13 protein-coding genes are annotated in these 19,688 nt (G+C 70.5%); all 13 read left to right on the top strand.

Features of this window, described 5'->3' with window-relative positions; translation table 11 throughout:
- Nucleotides 1-39: 39 nt before the first annotated feature.
- The 13 genes from ACFYYN_RS15000 to ACFYYN_RS14940 all read left to right on the top strand — a co-directional run bounded on the left by ACFYYN_RS15000 (nucleotide 40) and on the right by ACFYYN_RS14940 (nucleotide 19,653).
- Nucleotides 40-2,676, top strand: coding sequence for a valine--tRNA ligase (locus ACFYYN_RS15000; protein ID WP_500546118.1), 2,637 nt, complete (start codon nucleotides 40-42; stop codon nucleotides 2,674-2,676).
- A 127-nt stretch (nucleotides 2,677-2,803) separates the two neighbouring features.
- Nucleotides 2,804-4,288, top strand: a complete 1,485-nt coding sequence (folC, locus tag ACFYYN_RS14995; protein ID WP_500546184.1) for a bifunctional tetrahydrofolate synthase/dihydrofolate synthase — start codon at nucleotides 2,804-2,806, stop codon at nucleotides 4,286-4,288.
- 24 nt (nucleotides 4,289-4,312) lie between these two features.
- Complete coding sequence (locus ACFYYN_RS14990; protein ID WP_499511878.1) at nucleotides 4,313-4,648, top strand: DUF4233 domain-containing protein; 336 nt, start codon at nucleotides 4,313-4,315, stop codon at nucleotides 4,646-4,648.
- A 96-nt stretch (nucleotides 4,649-4,744) separates the two neighbouring features.
- Nucleotides 4,745-5,158, top strand: coding sequence for a nucleoside-diphosphate kinase (ndk, locus tag ACFYYN_RS14985; RefSeq protein ID WP_500546117.1), 414 nt, complete (start codon nucleotides 4,745-4,747; stop codon nucleotides 5,156-5,158).
- A 315-nt stretch (nucleotides 5,159-5,473) separates the two neighbouring features.
- Nucleotides 5,474-6,493, top strand: a complete 1,020-nt coding sequence (locus ACFYYN_RS14980; protein WP_499516833.1) for a rod shape-determining protein — start codon at nucleotides 5,474-5,476, stop codon at nucleotides 6,491-6,493.
- Between the two features lie 122 nt (nucleotides 6,494-6,615).
- Entirely contained in the window at nucleotides 6,616-7,563 is a 948-nt protein-coding gene (mreC, locus tag ACFYYN_RS14975) for a rod shape-determining protein MreC (RefSeq protein ID WP_500322934.1), read from the top strand.
- The gene (gene mreD, locus ACFYYN_RS14970; RefSeq protein WP_500546116.1) at nucleotides 7,560-8,168 is read left to right on the top strand and encodes a rod shape-determining protein MreD; all 609 of its coding nucleotides are present in this window, start codon (nucleotides 7,560-7,562) and stop codon (nucleotides 8,166-8,168) included. Before mreC ends, mreD begins: the two co-directional genes overlap by 4 nt.
- 85 nt (nucleotides 8,169-8,253) lie before the next feature.
- Complete coding sequence (gene mrdA / locus ACFYYN_RS14965; protein ID WP_500546115.1) at nucleotides 8,254-10,464, top strand: penicillin-binding protein 2; 2,211 nt, start codon at nucleotides 8,254-8,256, stop codon at nucleotides 10,462-10,464.
- Entirely contained in the window at nucleotides 10,461-11,657 is a 1,197-nt protein-coding gene (rodA, locus tag ACFYYN_RS14960; protein ID WP_500322937.1) for a rod shape-determining protein RodA, read from the top strand. The genes mrdA and rodA overlap by 4 nt, the downstream gene beginning before the upstream one ends.
- Nucleotides 11,658-11,717: 60 nt before the next feature.
- On the top strand, nucleotides 11,718-13,253 hold the full coding sequence (locus ACFYYN_RS14955) for a CYTH and CHAD domain-containing protein (protein ID WP_500546114.1): 1,536 nt from the start codon (nucleotides 11,718-11,720) through the stop codon (nucleotides 13,251-13,253).
- Nucleotides 13,254-13,391: 138 nt separating this feature from the next.
- Nucleotides 13,392-15,320 carry a TIGR03960 family B12-binding radical SAM protein gene (locus ACFYYN_RS14950; RefSeq protein WP_500337119.1) on the top strand — a complete coding sequence of 643 codons (1,929 nt, stop codon included), beginning with the start codon at nucleotides 13,392-13,394 and terminating at the stop codon, nucleotides 15,318-15,320.
- A gap of 314 nt (nucleotides 15,321-15,634) precedes the next feature.
- Nucleotides 15,635-18,511 (top strand): bifunctional glycosyltransferase/CDP-glycerol:glycerophosphate glycerophosphotransferase, encoded by a 2,877-nt coding sequence (locus tag ACFYYN_RS14945; RefSeq protein ID WP_500546113.1) that lies wholly within the window; start codon nucleotides 15,635-15,637, stop codon nucleotides 18,509-18,511.
- Nucleotides 18,508-19,653 (top strand): glycosyltransferase, encoded by a 1,146-nt coding sequence (locus ACFYYN_RS14940; RefSeq protein ID WP_500546112.1) that lies wholly within the window; start codon nucleotides 18,508-18,510, stop codon nucleotides 19,651-19,653. The genes ACFYYN_RS14945 and ACFYYN_RS14940 overlap by 4 nt, the downstream gene beginning before the upstream one ends.
- The last annotated feature ends 35 nt before the right edge of the window (nucleotides 19,654-19,688 follow it).

Raw genomic sequence — 19,688 nt, 5'->3', positions numbered from 1 at the left:
ATTCGTAACGGGGCCCGCCCCGCCCGTAAACTGAGCGCCGTGACCGACAACACTCAGCAGGCCGCCGAGAGCGGACCGAACAGCGCGACCCCCGAACTGCCGACCCAGTACGCGCCGGCCGAGGTAGAGGGGCCCCTGTACGAGCGCTGGGTAGAGCGCGGTTACTTCGAGGCCGACGCCAAGAGCGACAAGAAGCCGTACACCATCGTCATCCCGCCGCCGAACGTCACCGGCAGCCTCCACCTGGGCCACGCCTTCGAGCACACGCTGATCGACGCCCTCACCCGCCGCAAGCGGATGCAGGGGTACGAGACGCTGTGGCAGCCCGGCATGGACCACGCCGGCATCGCCACGCAGAACGTCGTCGAGCGCGAGCTCGCCAAGGAGGGCAAGTCCCGCCACGACCTCGGCCGCGAGGCGTTCATCGAGCGCGTCTGGCAGTGGAAGGCGGAGTCCGGCGGGCAGATCTCCGGGCAGATGCGGCGCCTCGGTGACGGCGTCGCCTGGTCGCGTGAGCGCTTCACCATGGACGAGGGCCTGTCCAAGGCCGTCCAGACCATCTTCAAGAAGCTCTTCGACGACGAGCTCATCTACCGTGCCGAGCGCATCATCAACTGGTGCCCGCGCTGTCTGACGGCCATCTCGGACATCGAGGTCGAGTACCAGGACGACGACGGCGAGCTGGTCTCGATCCGCTACGGCGAGGGCGAGGACTCCATCGTCGTCGCGACGACCCGCGCCGAGACGATGCTCGGCGACACCGCCGTCGCCGTCCACCCGGAGGACGAGCGCTACCGGCACCTCGTCGGCCGCGAGATCGAGCTGCCGCTGACCGGCCGCCGCATCCCGGTCGTCGCCGACGAGCACGTCGACCCGCAGTTCGGCACGGGCGCCGTCAAGGTCACGCCCGCGCACGACCCGAACGACTTCGAGATCGGCCAGCGCCACGGTCTGCCGAACCTCGCCGTCATGGACGAGCGCGCGGTCATCACCGCGCACGGTCCCTTCCAGGGACTGGACCGGCTGGAGGCCCGCTCCGCCATCGTCGCCGCGCTGCGCGCCGAGGGCCGGATCGTCGCCGAGAAGCGCCCGTACGTCCACTCCGTCGGCCACTGCTCGCGCTGCAAGACCACCATCGAGCCGCGGTTGTCCATGCAGTGGTGGGTCAAGGTCGGCCCGCTGGCGAAGGCCGCGGGTGACGCCGTCCGCGACGGCAAGGTCAAGATCCACCCCCAGGAGATGGAGAAGAGGTACTTCGACTGGGTCGACAACCTCCACGACTGGTGCATCTCGCGCCAGCTGTGGTGGGGTCACCGCATCCCCGTCTGGTACGGACCGGACGGCGAGATCGTCTGCGTCGGTCCCGACGAGGAGCCCCCGGGCGGCGAGGGCTGGACCCAGGAGACCGATGTCCTCGACACCTGGTTCTCCTCCGGTCTGTGGCCGTTCTCCACGCTCGGCTGGCCCGAGGAGACCGAGAGCCTCGCGAAGTTCTATCCGAACTCCGTCCTGGTCACCGGGTACGACATCCTCTTCTTCTGGGTCGCCCGGATGATGATGTTCGGTCTCTACGCGATGGACGGCACCCCGCCGTTCCACACCATCGCCCTGCACGGCATGGTCCGCGACCAGTTCGGCAAGAAGATGTCGAAGTCCTTCGGCAACGCGGTCAACCCGCTGGACTGGATGGACACCTACGGCTCCGACGCGCTGCGCTTCACGCTCGCGCGCGGTGCCAACCCCGGCACCGACGTGCCGATCGGCGAGGACTGGGTCCAGGGCTCCCGCAACTTCACCAACAAGATCTGGAACGCCACGCGCTTCGCGCTGATGAATGGCGCCACGGTCGAGGGCGACCTGCCCGCGCCCGAGGAGATGTCGGCCACCGACCGCTGGATCCTGTCCCGGCTGAACGCCACGGTCGCCGAGGCCGACGAGCTCTACGACGACTACCAGTTCGCCAAGCTCAGCGACGTCCTGTTCCACTTCGCGTGGGACGAGGTCTTCGACTGGTACGTCGAGCTGTCCAAGACCACCTTCCTGGCGGGCGGCCGCCCGGCCGAGGTCTCCCGGCGCGTGCTGGGCGAGGTCCTGGACAAGCTGCTGCGGCTGCTCCACCCGGTGGTCCCCTTCGTGACCGAGACGCTGTGGACCACGCTCACCGGGCGCGAGTCGGTCGTCATCGCCGACTGGCCGGCCGACTCCGGCTTCCGCGACGCGGCCGCCGAGAAGGAGATCGCGGCGGTGCAGTCGCTGGTCACCGAGGTCCGGCGGTTCCGCGCCGACCAGGGCCTGCAGCCGGGCCAGAAGGTCCCGGCCCGGCTCGACCTCGGCTCCACCGGCCTGGAGGCCCACGAGGCGGCGGTCCGCCAGCTGCTGCGCCTGCAGCCGGAGGGCGAGGGCTTCACCGCGACGGCGACCCTCCCGGTCGCGGGCGCGACGGTCGCGCTGGACCTCTCCGGGGCGATCGACGTCGACGCCGAGCGGAAGCGGCTCGCGAAGGACCTGGCCGCCGCCGAGAAGGAGAAGGCGCAGGCCACGGCGAAGCTGGGCAACGAGGCGTTCCTCGCGAAGGCACCGGAGCCCGTCGTCGCCAAGATCCGCACCCGCCTGGCGGCGGCCGAGGCGGACATGGCCCGCATCACCGCGCAGCTGTCCTCGCTGCCGCAGGGCTGACGCACCCGGGGTGGGCAGGCGGAAACGCCTGCCCACAACCCGGATCCACCTGGCCGCTTCGTACAATGTGGTCGTGAGCAACCCGCGCCCCGAGAACGACGAGCCCCTTTCCGACCCGCTGGCCGCGATGGGTCTGGGCGGCGACGAGGACGACGCCGACATCGACCCCGGCCGCGAGGCCGACCTGGCGGTGATCGAGGCGGGCAGCCGTACCCTCCGGGCCGGAGGACCGGTGCCGCAGGACGACGGCGTACCGGCCCGCCCCGCCGACCCGGAGGTCGACAAGGCCCTCCGCGAGGTCGAGGCGGAGCTGGCCGGCCGCTGGCCGGAGACGAAGCTGGAGCCGTCCCTGGACCGGATGACCGCGCTGATGGACATCCTGGGCGAGCCTCAGCGCTCCTACCCCTCGATCCACATCACCGGCACCAACGGCAAGACCAGCACCGCCCGCATGATCGAGCAGCTGCTGCTCGCCTTCGACCTGCGCACCGGCCGCTACACCAGCCCGCACGTGCAGTCCGTCACCGAGCGGATCAGCCTCGACGGCCGTCCCATCGCGCCGGAGAGCTTCATCGAGACGTACCGCGACCTCGAGCCGTACGTGCAGATGGTGGACGCCTCGCAGCCGTACCGGATGTCGTTCTTCGAGGTGCTGACCGGCATGGCGTACGCCGCCTTCGCCGACGCCCCGGTGGACGTGGCCGTCGTCGAGGTCGGCATGGGCGGCAGCTGGGACGCGACCAACGTGGTGGACGGCACGGTCGCCGTCGTGACCCCGATCGACCTGGACCACACCGACCGCCTGGGCGAGACGGCCGGCGAGATCGCGGTGGAGAAGAGCGGGATCGTCAAGAAGGACGCCACCGCCGTGCTGGCCCAGCAGCCCGTGGAGGCGGCCCAGGTGCTGCTGAAGCGGGCCGTCGAGGTGGACGCGACGGTGGCCCGGGAGGGCATGGAGTTCGGCGTCACGCACCGCGAGGTGGCCGTCGGCGGGCAGATGCTGACCCTGCGCGGTCTGGGCGGGGAGTACGAGCAGGTCTTCCTGCCGCTGCACGGTGAGCACCAGGCCCACAACGCGGCGGTGGCGCTCGCCGCGGTGGAGGCCTTCTTCGGCATCGGCACCCTGCACGCCCGCACCCTGGACGTCGACACCGTCCGCACCGCCTTCGCGGGCGTCACCTCGCCGGGCCGGCTGGAGGTCGTGCGCCGCAGCCCCGCCGTGGTGCTGGACGCGGCGCACAACCCGGCGGGGGCCCGGGCGGCGGCCGCCGCGCTGGGCGAGGCCTTCGGTTTCACCCACCTGGTGGGCGTGGTCGGGCCGAGCGGCGACAAGGACGTACGGGGGTTGCTGGAGGCCTTCGAGCCGGTCTTCACCGAGGTCGTGGTGACCCAGAACTCCACCCACCGCGCCATGGACGTGGACGAGCTGGCCGCGCTCGCGGTCGAGGTCTTCGGCGACGAGCGTGTGCAGGTCGAGCCGCGGCTGGACGACGCGATCGAGGCGGCCGTGACGCTCGCCGAGGATCAGGGGGAGTACTCCGGCGCCGGGGTGCTGATCACCGGTTCGGTGATCACCGTGGGAGAGGCCCGGCTGCTGCTGGGCCGGAAGTGACGAGCGGGAAGCGGAACCAAGCGGATGCGGACCCTGTGCGCGAGCACCCTGATCGGTGAGTTCTTCGTGATCGGCTTCGCCGGTCTGGTGGCGATGAAGCAGCCGGAGCTGACGGCCGGCACGGTATGGACGGTCAGCGGCATCGCCATGGCCCTGTGCGTGCTGCTGTGCGGCATGCTCGGGCGCCGCGGCGGGCTGGCCGTCGGCTGGCTGCTGCAGGCCGGGCTGATCGTGAGCGGCTTCGCCGTCCCGGTGATGTTCTTCCTCGGCGCGGTCTTCGCCGCCCTGTGGTGGGCCGCCGTCCACTTCGGCCGGAAGGTCGACGAGGCCAAGGCGGCGCGGGCCGCGCAGCCGGCCTGATCGCACGCCTCGTGCCCCGGACCCAGGGGGTGCCGTGGGCCGTGGGGATCCCCGGTAATGTCGTCGTACCCGCACCCCGCACATAGGAGTCACACCGTGTCCCAGCGCACCCTCGTCCTTCTCAAGCCGGACGCCGTACGTCGCGGCCTGGTCGGCGAGATCCTCGGCCGCATCGAGCGCAAGGCGGGCTGGAGCATCACCGCGCTGGAACTGCGCACGCTCGACCGCGCGATCCTCGAACAGCACTACGCCGAGCACGTCGGCCGGCCCTTCTACGAGCCGCTGGTGGAGTTCATGGCCTCCGGCCCTGCCGTCGCCCTCGTCGTCGAGGGCGAGCGGGTCATCGAGGGACTGCGCACGCTGGCCGGCCCGACCGACCCGATCGCCGCCGCCCCCGGTTCGATCCGCGGCGACTTCGGCACGATCGTCCGGGAGAACCTGATCCACGCCTCGGACTCCGAGGAGTCCGCCGAGCGCGAGATCAAGATCTTCTTCCCCGGCCTGGCCTGATCCTCCGCGACGATTCGCCCCGAATTCACTGCTGACGCCCGATCAGCTCAACGGGCGGCCGGAAATTTCCCGGCCGCCCGCAGGCATATGCCGGGGGTTCGGGGGAACCAATTCCGCCGACACGGCGTCACCATTGCAGAGGACAGCTGTGTGTTCTGATGACAATGGCGGCGGAACCCTGACCCCGTGCCCTGTCGGGCGCGACTACCATGGAATCTCCGCACCTCCGGCTCAGCGCACAGCAGCGCATCCGCCGTGCTCACCCCCACATCGCTCCAGCTCGGGAAGGCCAGACGTATCCTCATGGCGAACAACATGTCGTTCATCGGCCGTGACATGGCTGTCGACCTCGGCACCGCCAACACGCTGGTGTACGTCAGGGGTCGCGGGATCGTCCTCAACGAGCCATCCGTCGTCGCCATCAACACCAATACGGGCGGCATCCTGGCGGTCGGCTCCGAAGCGAAGAAGATGATCGGCCGGACCCCCGGCAACATCGTCGCGGTCCGTCCTCTCAAGGACGGGGTGATCGCGGACTTCGAGATCACCGAGCGCATGCTGCGCTACTTCATCCTCAAGATCCACAAGCGCCGCTACCTTGCGCGCCCCCGCGTCGTGGTCTGCGTGCCCTCCGGCATCACCGGCGTCGAGCGCCGCGCCGTCATCGAGGCGGCCACCCAGGCCGGCGCGCGCCAGGTGCACATCATCGAGGAGCCCATGGCCGCCGCGATCGGCGCCGGGCTCCCGGTCCACGAGGCGACCGGCAACATGGTCGTCGACATCGGCGGCGGCACCACCGAGGTCGCCGTCATCTCGCTCGGCGGCATCGTCACCGCGCAGTCCATCCGGGTGGCGGGCGACGAGCTGGACAACGCGATCATCCAGCACATCAAGAAGGAGTACAGCCTCCTGCTGGGCGAGCGCACCGCGGAATCGATCAAGCTCACCATCGGCTCGGCCTTCGCGGTCGAGAACGAGGAGCACACCGAGATCCGCGGCCGCGACCTGGTCTCCGGCCTGCCCAAGACGGTGGTCATCTCCGCAGCCGAGGTGCGCAAGGCGATCGAGGAGCCGGTCAACGCCATCGTCGACGCGGTCAAGACGACCCTCGACAAGTGCCCGCCCGAGCTGTCCGGCGACATCATGGACCGCGGCATCGTCCTGGCCGGCGGCGGTGCGATGCTGCGCGGCCTGGACGAACGGCTGCGCCACGAGACCGGCATGCCGATCCACATCGCCGAGTCCCCGCTGGACTGCGTGGCCCTCGGCGCCGGCAAGTGCGTCGAGGAGTTCGAGGCGCTGCAGCAGGTCCTGGACGCGCAGCCGCGCAGATGAGTCCTCACGATCCGTCGTACGGGTGAAGTCCCGCCCGTACGCCGGATCGTTCTACCTCCCGGCACGGCCCATCGGGCCCACGGGCTCACACGCTCTGACGAGGAAGGCACGGACTGGCCCCCGTGAGGGACACACGAGAGAGCCGGCTTCTGCTGGTACTGCTGGTGGCGATCGCTTTCGCGCTGATCACCGTCGACATCCGCGGCGGTGAGGACTCACCGCTCGACGGCGCCCGGTCCGCCGCGGCCGCCGTCTTCGGCCCCGTCGAGGACGGGGTCGCGGCCGCGGTCGACCCGGTGGACAACGCGGTGGACGCGGTACGCGACTCCGGCGACCGCAGCAGCCGCATCAGCGAACTGGAGCGGGAGAACGCCGAGCTGAAGCAGCAGCTCGGCAGCAAGGACGTCACGCGCGAGCGGGCCCGCGAACTAGACAAGCTGCTCAAGCTCGCCGGAGCCGGTCAGTACCGGGTCAAGGGCGCGCAGGTCATCGCGATAGGAGCCGCCCAGGGCTTCTCCTGGACGGTCACCATCGACTCCGGCGCCAACGACGGCATCCAGCGCGACATGACGGTCGTCAACGGTGACGGACTGGTCGGCCGGGTCACCACCGTCGGCCCCTCCACCTCGACCGTCCTGCTCGCCTGCGACCCGGACTTCACGGTCGGCACCCGGCTGGAGAAGTCCTCGGAGCTCGGCTTCGCCACCGGCCAGGGCAACCGGCCGATGCGGGTGCAGCTCCTCAACGGCAAGGCCCACGTGAAGAAGGGCTCCCGGCTGGTCACCTTCGGCTCGCAGGCGGACAAGCCCTTCGTCCCCGGCGTGCCGGTCGGCACGGTCGCCAAGGTCGACCCCGCGGGCGGCGGCCTCACCCGTACGGTCGAGGTCACCCCGTTCGTCGGCTTCACCAAGCTCGACATCGTCGGCGTCGTCGTCCAGGGCCCGCGCAAGGACCCGCGTGACGCGGTGCTGCCGGCCGGGCCGAAGCCGGTCCCGACGGTCACCGTCACGGCGACGCCCAGTGTGAGCCCCTCTCAGTCCTCGCTCTACGGACAGGAGGAGGTCCGATGAAGCGCGCGCTGCTCGCCACCGGCCTCGTCGTCGCCGGCATGGTCGTCCAGGTGTGTGTCCTGGCCCGCCTCCACCTGCCCGGCGCCGTCCCCGACCTGCTGCTGCTCGTCGTCCTCGGCCTCGCACTGACGTACGGCCACGTGGCCGGCTGCCTCATCGGCTTCGGCGCCGGCCTGCTCGCCGACCTCGCCCCGCCCGCCGACCACGCCGCCGGCCGCTACGCCCTGGTGCTGTGCGTCGTCGGCTACATCGCGGGCCTGGTCAAGCCCGACGGCGGCCAGCTGCGGTCGGCCACCCGGCCGATGCTGGTCGTGGTGGGCGCCGCCGTCGGCTCCACGGTGCTGTACGCGGCCGTGGGCGCCCTCGTGGGCGACACCGCGGCCCAGCACGTCGGCCTGGGCAAGCTGCTGTTCACCGCCGCCCTGTACGACCTGCTGCTCGCGCCGTTCACCGTGCCGTGGATCATGGCACTGGCCCGCCGGTTCCAGGGCGACCCGCTCGGGGAGGACGCCTCCGGCCCCGGCTTCGGCGCACGCATCGGCGGCCAGCGTTCGAGCCTTCTGGGCAGGGTGGGGAGCGTCGCCAAGGGAGGGCGGCGCTTGTGAGCGACGCACGCGAGGCCGCCGGGCCGCGGCCGACGACGAAGCGCGCGGTGTCGTGCCGGGCGGGCGGAGAAGCGGGAGTGGCGGCGTGAGCAACATCCCTGAGACGGGGCGGACGCCGCGGGTCACGATCCGGCTGGTGGTCCTGCAGATCCTCGTCCTGTCCCTGCTGTTCACCCTCGGCGGGCGGCTGTGGTTCCTGCAGATCCGCAACGGCCAGGAGTACACGGCGCAGGCCAACAGCAACAACGTCCAGGAGGTCGTCGCGCCCGCCGTCCGCGGGTCGATCCTGGACGACAAGGGCGTGGCGCTCGCCGACAACGAGACCCGGCTGGTGGTCTCCGCGAGCCGCACCGACCTGCTGAAGCAGAAGGACGACGGCAAGGCGGTGCTGACCCGGCTCGCGGACGTGCTGCACATGAAGCCGGAAGAGGTCCTGGGCAAGGTCCGGCTCTGCGACTCGCAGACCCCCAAGCCGTGCTGGAACGGCTCGCCGTACCAGCCGATCCCGATCACCGACGAGGCCACCACCCAGCAGGCGCTGCAGATCATGGAGCGCCGTGAGGACTTCCCCGGCATCACCGCCGAGCCCACCGCGGTGCGCCGCTACACCTCCCCCTTCGGGTCCAACACCTCCCAGGTCCTCGGCTACCTCTCGCCCGTCACGGACGACGAGCTGACCGCCGCGGAGAAGAAGGGCCGGTCCCTGCTGCGCTCGGACCAGATCGGCCGTTCCGGCCTGGAGCGCACCTACGACAGCGAGCTGCGCGGCAAGGCCGGCGTCACCCGCTACGAGGTGGACAACCTCGGCCGGGTCATCGGCAAGGCGGGCGAGACCGCCGCGGAGCCCGGCAGCCACCTGGTCACCAGCATCGACGCCCGCGTCCAGAGGGTCGCCGAGAAGGAGCTCGACGAGGCGATGAAGGTCGCCCGGAAGACCTTCGACAAGGTCACCGGCAGCCTCTACAAGGCGGACTCCGGCGCGGTCGTCGTCATGGACGTGCACACCGGCCAGGTCATCGCGATGGCCAGCGCGCCCACCTACGACCCGAACGTCTGGGTCGGCGGCATCTCCGCCAAGGACTACGCCAAGCTGACGGGCAAGAAGTCCAACTTCCCGCTGCTCAACAGGGCCATACAGGGTCAGTCGGCCCCCGGCTCGACCTTCAAGGCGATCTCCACCTCGGCCGCCGTGAAGGCCGGCTACGACATCAACGGGCGCTACCCCTGCCCGTCGTCGATGACCATCGGCGGCCGGGTCTTCAACAACTTCGAAGGGGAGAGCGCGGGCTCCATCACCCTCGCGCACGCCCTGGAGATCTCCTGCGACACCGTCTTCTACGGCCTGTCGTACGACCAGTGGCTGAAGGACGGCGGCACCAAGCCCAAGAAGCACCCCAAGGACTGGTTCTACAAGACCGCCAAGGAGTACGGCCTCGGCTCGGTGACCGGCATCGACCTGCCCTCCGAGGTGACCGGCCGGATCCCGGACCGGCAGTGGAAGCGGGACTACTACGAGGCCAACAAGAACTACTGGTGCAAGGTCGCCAAGAGCGACAAGCAGGACTACGCGAGCCAGATCGCGCGCGAGAACTGCGTCGACGGCTACGTGATGCGCGCCGGTGACTCGGTCAACTACGCCATCGGCCAGGGCGACACGCTGGTCACCCCGATCCAGATGGCCAACATCTACTCGGCCATCTCCAACGGCGGCACGCTCTACCAGCCCACCATCGGCAAGGCGATCATCAGCGCCGACGGCAAGAAGGTCACCCGGATCAAGCCGAAGGTGAACGGGCACGCGCCGGCCACCAAGAACACGCTGAAGTACATCAACGAGGCCCTGGAGGGCGTCGTCACGCACGGTACGGCCGCGTGGCGGTTCGGCGGCTGGCCGCAGGACAAGATCCCGCTGCACGCCAAGACCGGTACCGCGGAGGTCGCCGGCAAGCAGACCACGTCGTGGTTCACGACGTACAGCAAGGACTACGCGATCGTCATGACGATCTCCCAGGGTGGTACCGGTTCCGGTGGTTCCGGTCCGGCCGTCCGCAAGATCTACGAGGCGATGTACGGCGTCCAGGAGGACGGGTCGATCGACAACAAGAAGGCGCTGCTCCCGCACCCCTTGAGCAAGCTGCCGAAGATCGACTCCGACGGCACCATCAAGATCACCAAGGCCTCCTGGGCCGACGTGCCGCAGGTGCCCTCCGCGCCGCGGGACACGGCGCTGGCCGCCGCCGCGCTGCCCCCGGAGCGCACCGAGAAGCTCCTGCTGGGCAGGAGGTACTGGTCATGAGCGCGCACGGCTACGCGACGCGTCGCTTCACCCCGGAACGCGGCACCCTGGGCAAGCTCCTGGCCCGGGACTCGATACTGCGCCGGATGGACTGGCTGCTGCTCGGCGCCGCCCTCGCGCTGTCCCTGATCGGCACGGCGCTGGTGTTCTCCGCGACGCGCAACCGCACCGAGCTCACCCACGGGGACCCGTACTACTTCCTGCTGCGGCACATCCTCAACACCGCCATCGGCTTCGCCCTCGCCGCCGGCACGGTGGCGCTGGGCCACCGGCGGCTGCGGGGCGCGGTGCCGGTGCTCTACGCCATCTCGGTGCTGCTGGTGACCGCGGTCCTCACCCCGCTGGGGTCCACGGTCAACGGCGCGCACGCCTGGATCGTGCTGGGCGGCGGCTTCTCCCTGCAGCCGTCCGAGTTCACCAAGATCACCATCATCCTGGGCATGGCGATGATGCTGTCCGCCCGCGTCGACGCGGGCGACCGGCTCTTCCCCGACCACCGCACGGTCGCCCAGTCGCTCGGCTTCGCCATACTGCCGATGGCGATCGTCATGCTGATGCCCGACCTCGGCTCGGTCATGGTGATGGCGGTCATCGTGCTCGGCGTGCTGCTGGCCTCCGGCGCCTCCAACCGCTGGGTCCTCGGCCTGATCGCGGCGGGCGCCGGCGGCGCCATCGCGGTCTGGCAGCTCGGCGTCCTGGACCAGTACCAGATCGACCGCTTCGCCGCCTTCGCCAACCCCGCCCTCGACCCCGCGGGCGTCGGCTACAACACCAACCAGGCGCGCATCGCCATCGGCTCCGGCGGGCTGCTCGGCAAGGGCCTGTTCGACGGCAGCCAGACCACCGGGCAGTTCGTGCCCGAGCAGCAGACCGACTTCGTCTTCACCGTGGCGGGGGAGGAGCTCGGCTTCGTCGGGGCGGCCCTGATCATCGTGCTGCTGGGCGTGATCATGTGGCGCGGCTGCCGCGTCGCCCGGAACGCCACCGACCTGTACGGCACGATCATCGCGGCCGGCATCGTCGCCTGGTTCGCCTTCCAGTCCTTCGAGAACATCGGCATGACCCTCGGCATCATGCCCGTGGCGGGTCTGCCGCTGCCGTTCGTCTCGTACGGCGGATCGTCGATGTTCGCGGTCTGGATCGCCATCGGGCTGCTCCAGGCCATCCACATGAAGCGGCCCATGTCGGCCTGACCCCTTCCACCGGGTGAACGCACCATTGCGGCCGGGCGAACCCGCGATTAGGTTCCTGACATGGGGAAGCGTGTCGCGGAGACCGAGCGCAAGTACGAGGCCGCCGAGCAGACCGGTGAGCCCGATCTCGAAGGTCTGCCCGGGGTCGCGGCGGTGCGCGTCCTGGAACCGGCCGAGCTGGACGCCGTCTACGTCGACACCTCCGACCTGCGGCTGGCCACCCACAAGATCACGCTGCGGCGCCGCACCGGCGGCGACGACGCCGGCTGGCACCTGAAACTGCCGAGCTCACAGGCCGACACCCGCACCGAGGTGCACGCGCCCCTCGGCAAGCAGGGCCGCAAGGGCGGCCCCAGGGTCCCCAAGTCGCTGCTCGCCGAGGTCGCCGCCATCGTCCGCGACCGCGAGCTCGTCCCGGTCGTCCGGCTGCGCAACACCCGCAAGCGGGTGCACCTCGTCGACGCCGGGGGCGCACCCCTGGTGGAGATCGCCCACGACCACGTCCGGGCCACCCTCCTCGACCACGGCGACGGTTCGGAGACCGCCTGGACCGAGGTCGAGACCGAACTCATCGACGGCGACACCGCCCTCCTCGACGCCGTCGAGAAGCGGCTCCGTGCGGCGGGCCTGCGGCGCTCGAAGTCCCCCTCGAAGCTCGCCCGCGCCCTCGGAAAGCGCCTGGCCGACGCACCCGGGCCGCCGCAGCCGCCGTCCTCCACCGACACCGCCGGGGACGCCGCCCTGGCCTACGTGCACCAGCAGGTCGCCGCGATCACCGGCTGGGACCCGGAGGTCCGCCGCGACGAACCGGACTCCGTCCACCAGATGCGGGTCTCCACCCGGCGGCTGCGCAGCGCCTTCAAGTCCTTCCGCCGCGAACTCGACCGCGAGGCGACCGACCCCGTCGGCGACGAGCTGAAGTGGCTCGCCGGGGTGCTGGGCCTGGAACGCGACCGCGAGGTCCTCGCCGAGCGCCTCCGCGACCGCGAGGCCGAACTGCCGGAGGAACTCGTGACGGAGGTCCTCACCGCGCGCATCGGCGGCGACGCCCCCGTCCACGAGGGCGCCCGCAAGGAACTCCTGCGCGAACTCGGCGGCAGGCGCTACTTCCGGCTCCTGGACACCCTGGAGTCACTGCTCGCCGACCCGCCCCTGCTCGACGCGGCCGCGGCCCCGGCGACCGACGCCGTCCCCAAGGCCGTGCGCCGCGACCACCGACGGCTGCGCACCCGTGTCGAGTCGGCCCTGGAGATGGAACCAGGCCACGAGCGCGACCTCGTCCTCCACGACGCCCGCAAGGCCGCCAAGCGGGCCCGCTACAGCAGTGAGGCGGCCCAGGCCGTCCCGGCGCTGCGCAAGCCCGCCAAGAAGCACACCAAGCGCATGAAGGCCGTCCAGCAGCTCCTCGGCGAGCACCAGGACAGCGTCATCTGCCGCGACGCCGTCCTCCGCCTCACCTCGGACGCCCGCGAGGCCGGCGAGGACACCTTCGCGTACGGCGTGCTCTACCAGCTCGAACGCGACCGCGCGGCCGCCGCCGAACGGCAGCTCCCGGAGGAGTGGCCCCGGGCCGACCGCGGCACGCTGGCCGGCTGAGCCGGCCCGGGACGGCCACCACCGCGCCGCCGCGTCCCGGAGCGCCCGGGCCCGGCGCCGCGCGGACGCGGCCTGGAAGCCCTCTGTGACGCGTTACGCTGAATGGTCACCCTTGCCAGCTCACGAAAGACACCTCTGATGCCTGTCGAGTCGGTCTTCCCCCAGCTCGAGGCCCTGCTGCCGCATGTGCAGAAGCCGATCCAGTACGTCGGCGGGGAACTGAACTCCACCGTCAAGCCCTGGGACGAGTGCGACGTCCGTTGGTCCCTGATGTACCCGGACGCCTACGAGGTCGGGCTGCCCAACCAGGGCGTCATGATCCTCTACGAGGTGCTGAACGAGCGCGAGGGGGTCCTCGCCGAGCGCACCTACAGCGTGTGGCCGGACCTCGAGGCGCTGATGCGCGAACACGGCGTGCCGCAGTTCACCGTGGACGCCCACCGCCCGGTCAAGGCCTTCGACGTCTTCGGCCTCAGCTTCTCCACGGAGCTCGGCTACACCAACATGCTCACGGCCCTGGACCTCGCGGGCATCCCGCTGGAGGCCCGGGACCGGACCGAGGACGACCCGATCGTGCTCGCCGGCGGCCACGCGGCCTTCAACCCGGAGCCCATCGCGGACTTCCTGGACGCCGCCGTGATCGGCGACGGCGAGCAGGCCGTCCTGGAGATCACCGACGTGATCCGCGCCTGGAAGGCCGAGGGGCGCCCCGGCGGCCGCGACGAGCTGCTGTTCCGGCTGGCCCGCACCGGCGGGGTGTACGTGCCGAAGTTCTACGACGTGGAGTACCTGGCCGACGGCCGGATCGCCCGCGTCGTCCCCAACCGCTCCGGCGTGCCGTGGCGGGTGTCCAAGCACACCGTCATGGACCTCGACGAGTGGCCGTACCCCAAGCAGCCGCTGGTCCCGCTCGCGGAGACGGTCCACGAGCGCATGTCCGTGGAGATCTTCCGCGGCTGCACCCGCGGCTGCCGCTTCTGCCAGGCCGGCATGATCACCCGCCCGGTGCGGGAGCGCAGCATCACCGGCATCGGCGAGATGGTCGACAAGGGCCTGAAGGCCACCGGATTCGAGGAGGTCGGCCTGCTGTCGCTCTCCTCCGCCGACCACACCGAGATCGCCGAGGTGGCCAAGGGCCTTGCCGACCGGTACGAGGAGGACAAGATCGGCCTGTCCCTCCCCTCCACCCGCGTCGACGCCTTCAACATCGACCTGGCCAACGAGCTGACCCGCAACGGCCGCCGGTCCGGTCTCACCTTCGCCCCCGAGGGCGGCTCCGAGCGCATCCGCAAGGTCATCAACAAGATGGTCTCGGAGGAGGACCTGATCCGCACCGTCGCCACCGCCTACGGCAACGGCTGGCGCCAGGTGAAGCTGTACTTCATGTGCGGGCTGCCCACCGAGACCGACGAGGACGTCCTGCAGATCGCCGACATGGCGAAGAACGTCATCCAGAAGGGCCGCGAGGTCACCGGCCAGAACGACATCCGCTGCACCGTGTCGATCGGCGGGTTCGTGCCCAAGCCGCACACCCCGTTCCAGTGGGCCCCGCAGCTCGGCGTCGAGGAGACCGACGCCCGCCTGGAGAAGCTGCGCGACGCCATCCGCGGCGACCGCAAGTACGGCCGCAACATCGGCTTCCGCTACCACGACGGCAAGCCCGGCATCATCGAGGGCCTGCTCTCCCGCGGCGACCGCCGCGTCGGCGCCGTCATCCGCGCCGTCTACGAGGACGGCGGCCGCTTCGACGGCTGGCGCGAGCACTTCTCCTACGACCGCTGGGCCCGCATGTGCGAGAAGGCGCTCCCGGAGCAGGGCGTCGACCTCGACTGGTACACCACCCGGGAGCGCACCTACGAGGAGGTCCTGCCCTGGGACCACCTGGACTCCGGCCTGGACAAGGACTGGCTCTGGGAGGACTGGCAGGACGCCCTCGACGAGACCGAGGTCGACGACTGCCGCTGGACGCCGTGCTTCGATTGCGGGGTGTGTCCGCAGATGGACACCCACATCCAGATCGGCCCGACGGGGAAGAAGCTGCTTCCCCTCACGGTGGTCAATTCCTGATCACGTTTGCCCCAGGCCCCGCCGCCGTCCCCTGCCCGGGGCCGGCGGCGGGGCCTCGGAGTTCTTCGTTCCGGTGGGGCCCGGGGCGCGGCGTGACGCCCACCTCATGCCCGCCGGTGGGCTCTGGCCATGGGATACCCTTTTTGTAGCCTGCATTCATGGGAGAGACGGTTCCCGTGCACCTCGCGGTCATCGTGTAGCCGAGCCTGGCTCCGGACGACCGCAAATCCGTCTGTTTTGCCGCGCCCGGTGGACGCGTGCGCGGTTCTTCCCGTGGTGACCCTGTACCCCGACTAGAGGTGGCCGTGCCAAGTTTGTCCTCCGAAGCGGCGGAGACCGCGCCGGACGTAAGCGTTGTCGTCATCGTCTACAACGACGCGGAGCGGTTGCCCGTGGCGGTCCGGTCGGTGCTCGACCAGAGCCTCCGCACGGTCGAGGTGATCATCGCCGACGACTGCTCGACGGACGGGTCGTTCGAGGTCGCACGGTCCCTCGAGGCCGCCCATCCCGGCCGCGTGCGCGCCATCCGGCTGCCGGAGAACAGCGGCGGCTGCGGTGAGCCGCGCAACCAGGGCATCGCCGTGGCGCGGGGCAGGTACGTGATGTTCCTCGACAGCGACGACACCCTCGAGTCCGACGCCTGCCGGAACATGTTCGAGGCCGCCGAGCGCACCGGCTCCGACCTGGTCTCCGGGGTCTGCGTGCGGGTGTACGTCGACAGCCGGGACGGCAAGGAGACCGACTGGTACCCCGCGCTGTACCGGTCGACCCGCACCGTCGAGTCCATCGAGGAGGTGCCGGAACTCCTCTACGACACGCTGTCGACCAACAAGTGCTACCGGCGCGACTTCCTGCTCGAGAACGACCTGCGGTTCCCCCGGGGCATCCACTACGAGGACCTGCTCTTCTCGGCCCGGGCCTACATCACCGCGAAGCGGATCACCCTCATACCCAACCGGGTCTACTTCTGGAACGTCGTCCAGAAGTCGGAGGTCAAGTCGATCAGCAACCGGCGCGACGAGATCAGGAACTTCTCCGACCGGGTCGAGATCCACCGGCGCATCGACGCCGTCCTCGCGGCGCACGGGCTCGACGAGCTCAAGCAGCACAAGGACCGCAAGTTCCTCAAGCACGACATGGTGCTCTACCTCCGCGAACTGCCGTTCCTGGGCGAGGAGTACCGGAACCAGTTCACCGAGATAGCCCGCGACTATTTGCGGGGCTTCCCCGACGAGGCGTACGCGGAGACCAACTCGATCCAGCGGATCTGCTCGTACCTCCTGGTGCAGGGGGACTGGGCCAACCTCATGCCCGCGATCGACACGCTGATCAACCGTCAGAAGCTGTCCGCACCGCTGGTCGAGCGGGACGGCAGGATCTACTGGTGCGCCGAGCACCTCGACGACCCGCGGGGCCGCCGGATCCTCGACGTCACCGACCTCGGTTACCACGGGCGCCCGCTGGCGAAGATGAAGCTCCGCAACCGGCTCACGTCGTACACCGAGCAGTCGGGCACGGTCGCGATGTCCGGAACGGTGGTCAACCCGCTCGGCCGGATCACCCCGGACAGCAAGCTCAAGGCGACCCTGGAGTTCCTGCCGCGCAACAGCGGCGCGCGGCCCCTGCGCTTCCCCGTCGGCGCCGTCCGTCACGAGGGCGACGTCATCGCGTGGGAGGCGGAGGCCCCGCTGAGCCGCAAGCTGCGCCCGGTCGGCGTGGTGGACCCGGTGTGGAACGTGCGCCTGAAGCTGACCGTGGACGGCGTGAGCACCCTCAGCCGGATCACGGTGGGGGACACCGAGCTCCCGGAGCAGGGCACGATACGCATCCGGCCCCGGCTCACCCGGCTCGTCGCCGACCACCTCGAACCGGAGGTGTCGACCAAGCACCACCTCGCCTTCGTGCTCTCCCAGCAGGGCAAGGCGGCCCAGCGGGCCATGGCGCTCATGCACCGCAACCTCGACGGGTTCGTGGGCAGGCCCGCCAAGGCGGGCTACCGCATGGTCGCCGGCCTGCGCAAGAGCCTGAACTCCGGCCCGGTCAAGGTGCGCATGTACCACCGGATGCTGCGCGTCCTCCCGGTGCGCAAGGGCACGGTGGTCTTCGAGAGCCAACTCGGCAAGCAGTACAGCGACAGCCCCCGTGCGATCTACGAGGAACTGCGGCGGCGCAACGTGAAGTTCCGGCCGGTGTGGTCCTACGCGGACCGGCCGGAGGACTTCCCGGCGGACGTCCGGCTGGTGCGCCGCTGGTCGTACCGGCACCTGCGGGCCCTGGCCCAGGCGGAGTACTGGATCGACAACCAGGGCATGCCCCTGAAGCTCGGCAAGCGCCGCGGTACCACCTACATCCAGACCTGGCACGGCTCCGCGCTCAAGCGCATGGGCTTCGACGAGGCCGTGTACCGCATGAAGCCCGAGGCCGAGCGCGAGGCCTACCAGCGCTCGCTGGACCGCTTCGACCACTTCGTCCTGCGCAGCGAACACGACGCGCGCACCCTGGCCAGGGCCTACCGGGTGCCGGAGGAGAAGTGGCTGCGCACGGGCTACCCGCGCAACGACGCCCTCGTCCGCGGCCGCAACGCCACCACCCCCGACCCGGCGGTGCAGGCGCTCGCCGAACGGCTCGGCATCCGCAGGGACCTGCCGGTGGTCCTCTACGCGCCGACCTTCCGGGCGCAGGAGAACGGCAAGGTCGCGCCCTTCGAGTTCGCCTTCGACCTGCAGCGTTTCGTCGACGAACTCGGCGACCGCTGCACCCTGCTGGTGCGCACCCACTACCTGAACCAGGTGACCCTCCCGCCGTCCGTCGGGAACCGGGTCGTCAACGTCTCCGACGAGCACGACATCACGCCGCTCTACCTGCTGGCCGACGCGCTGGTCACCGACTACTCGTCGGTGATGTTCGACTACGCGCTGCTGCAACGGCCGATGGTGTTCTTCGCCTACGACTGGGAGGAGTACGCCAAGGACGCGCGCGGCACCTACTTCGACCTCCTCGAGCAGGCGCCCGGCCCGGTGGTGCGGGACGCCGACGGGCTGTTCGCGGCCCTCGCCGACCTGGACGGCACCGCGTCGGCGTACTCGGCACGGCTCAAGGAGTTCGTGGAGGCCTACGGGGAGTACGACCAGGGCGACGCCGCGGCTCGGATCGTCGACCGCTTCTTCGGTGCGAAAGGGGAGCCCCGATGACGGGCCGGGACATATTCTTCGTCGCCAACGAGGTCGACGAACTCGGCGGCGTGGCCCGCTGGCAGACCCAGATGGCGCGGTTGCTGGCAGGCCGTGACCACCAGGTGCGCGTCATCGGGATCGCGCCGGCGCGCAATCCGATGGACCTCGGTCAGGACCCGGGCTTCGGGACGGAGACCCTGCACGCCGTCCGGCCGAGGCCGAAGCGCCGCAAGGGACGGCCCCTCGGGCTGCTCGACGTCGTGGGCCTGTGGCGGGACGCCCGGCGGAAGGCCGAGGTCCGCAAGGCCGTGGACCGGCTGTCCGAGCTGTTCCGCGCCGCCCGCCCCGGTGCGGTGATCATCGTCACCCAGGTGTGGGCCATGGAATGGGTCCGGCTCGCGGACACCGCCGGGCACACGGTGATCGGCATGAGCCACGAGTCGTACGAGTACTCCCGCATGTCCTCCCGGTTCCGGCGTGTGGAGGAGTACTACGCCGAGGCCGACCGCCTGCTGCTGCTGACGCAGGAGGACGCCGACCGCTGGATCCGGCGGGGCCTGAACAACGTCGGGTTCATGCCCAACCCGCTGCCGATGATGCCCGGGTCGTCCTCCCCGCGGACCGAGAAGGTCGTCGCCAGCGTCGGCCGGCTCGACGACCAGAAGGGCATCGACATGCTGCTCGACGCCTGGGCGGAGGCGGCTCCGCAGGTGCCCGGCTGGAGGCTGCGGCTGTACGGCACCGGCGAGCTGGAGGCCGAGCTGCGCGCGCAGTGCACCGCACTGGGCCTGGACGACAGCGTCGAGTGGATGGGGCAGACCGACGACGTCGTCGGGGCGCTCCACGGCGCCTCGCTGTTCGTCCAGTCCTCCCGCGGCGAGGGTTTCCCGCTGGCGCTGATGGAGGCGATGGCCTGTGGGCTGCCGTGCGTGGCCTTCGACTGCGCCCCCGGCGTCCACGAGATCGTGCAGGACGAGGTCGACGGCCTGCTTGCCGCGCCGGGCAACGTCTCCGAGCTGGCGCGTCAGCTCGTGCGGATGATCCTCGACCAGGACCTGCGCGACACCATGGGCGAGCGGGCACGGGTCAACGTCCAGCGGTACTCGCCGGAGCGGATCACCGACCGCTGGGAGGAGCTCTTCGCGTTCATGGAGCGCTGAGCGGAAGCGGCCCGAGGGGCGCGCGGGGTGCGGAC

Source organism: Streptomyces sp. NPDC001902 (assembly GCF_042891295.1).
Classification (GTDB): Bacteria; Actinomycetota; Actinomycetes; order Streptomycetales; family Streptomycetaceae; genus Actinacidiphila.
This window is presented reverse-complemented; position numbering and strand designations above follow the sequence as displayed.

What these genes read in the sequence shown, in the direction of transcription:
- ACFYYN_RS14950 (WP_500337119.1), top strand. Translation starts at nt 13,392, where the DNA reads ATGCCTGTCGAGTCGGTCTTCCCCCAGCTCGAGGCCCTGCTGCCGCAT.
- ACFYYN_RS14980 (WP_499516833.1), top strand. Translation starts at nt 5,474, where the DNA reads ATGTCGTTCATCGGCCGTGACATGGCTGTCGACCTCGGCACCGCCAAC.
- ACFYYN_RS14940 (WP_500546112.1), top strand. Translation starts at nt 18,508, where the DNA reads ATGACGGGCCGGGACATATTCTTCGTCGCCAACGAGGTCGACGAACTC.
- rodA (WP_500322937.1), top strand. Translation starts at nt 10,461, where the DNA reads ATGAGCGCGCACGGCTACGCGACGCGTCGCTTCACCCCGGAACGCGGC.
- ACFYYN_RS14955 (WP_500546114.1), top strand. Translation starts at nt 11,718, where the DNA reads ATGGGGAAGCGTGTCGCGGAGACCGAGCGCAAGTACGAGGCCGCCGAG.
- mreD (WP_500546116.1), top strand. Translation starts at nt 7,560, where the DNA reads ATGAAGCGCGCGCTGCTCGCCACCGGCCTCGTCGTCGCCGGCATGGTC.
- folC (WP_500546184.1), top strand. Translation starts at nt 2,804, where the DNA reads ATGGGTCTGGGCGGCGACGAGGACGACGCCGACATCGACCCCGGCCGC.
- ACFYYN_RS14990 (WP_499511878.1), top strand. Translation starts at nt 4,313, where the DNA reads ATGCGGACCCTGTGCGCGAGCACCCTGATCGGTGAGTTCTTCGTGATC.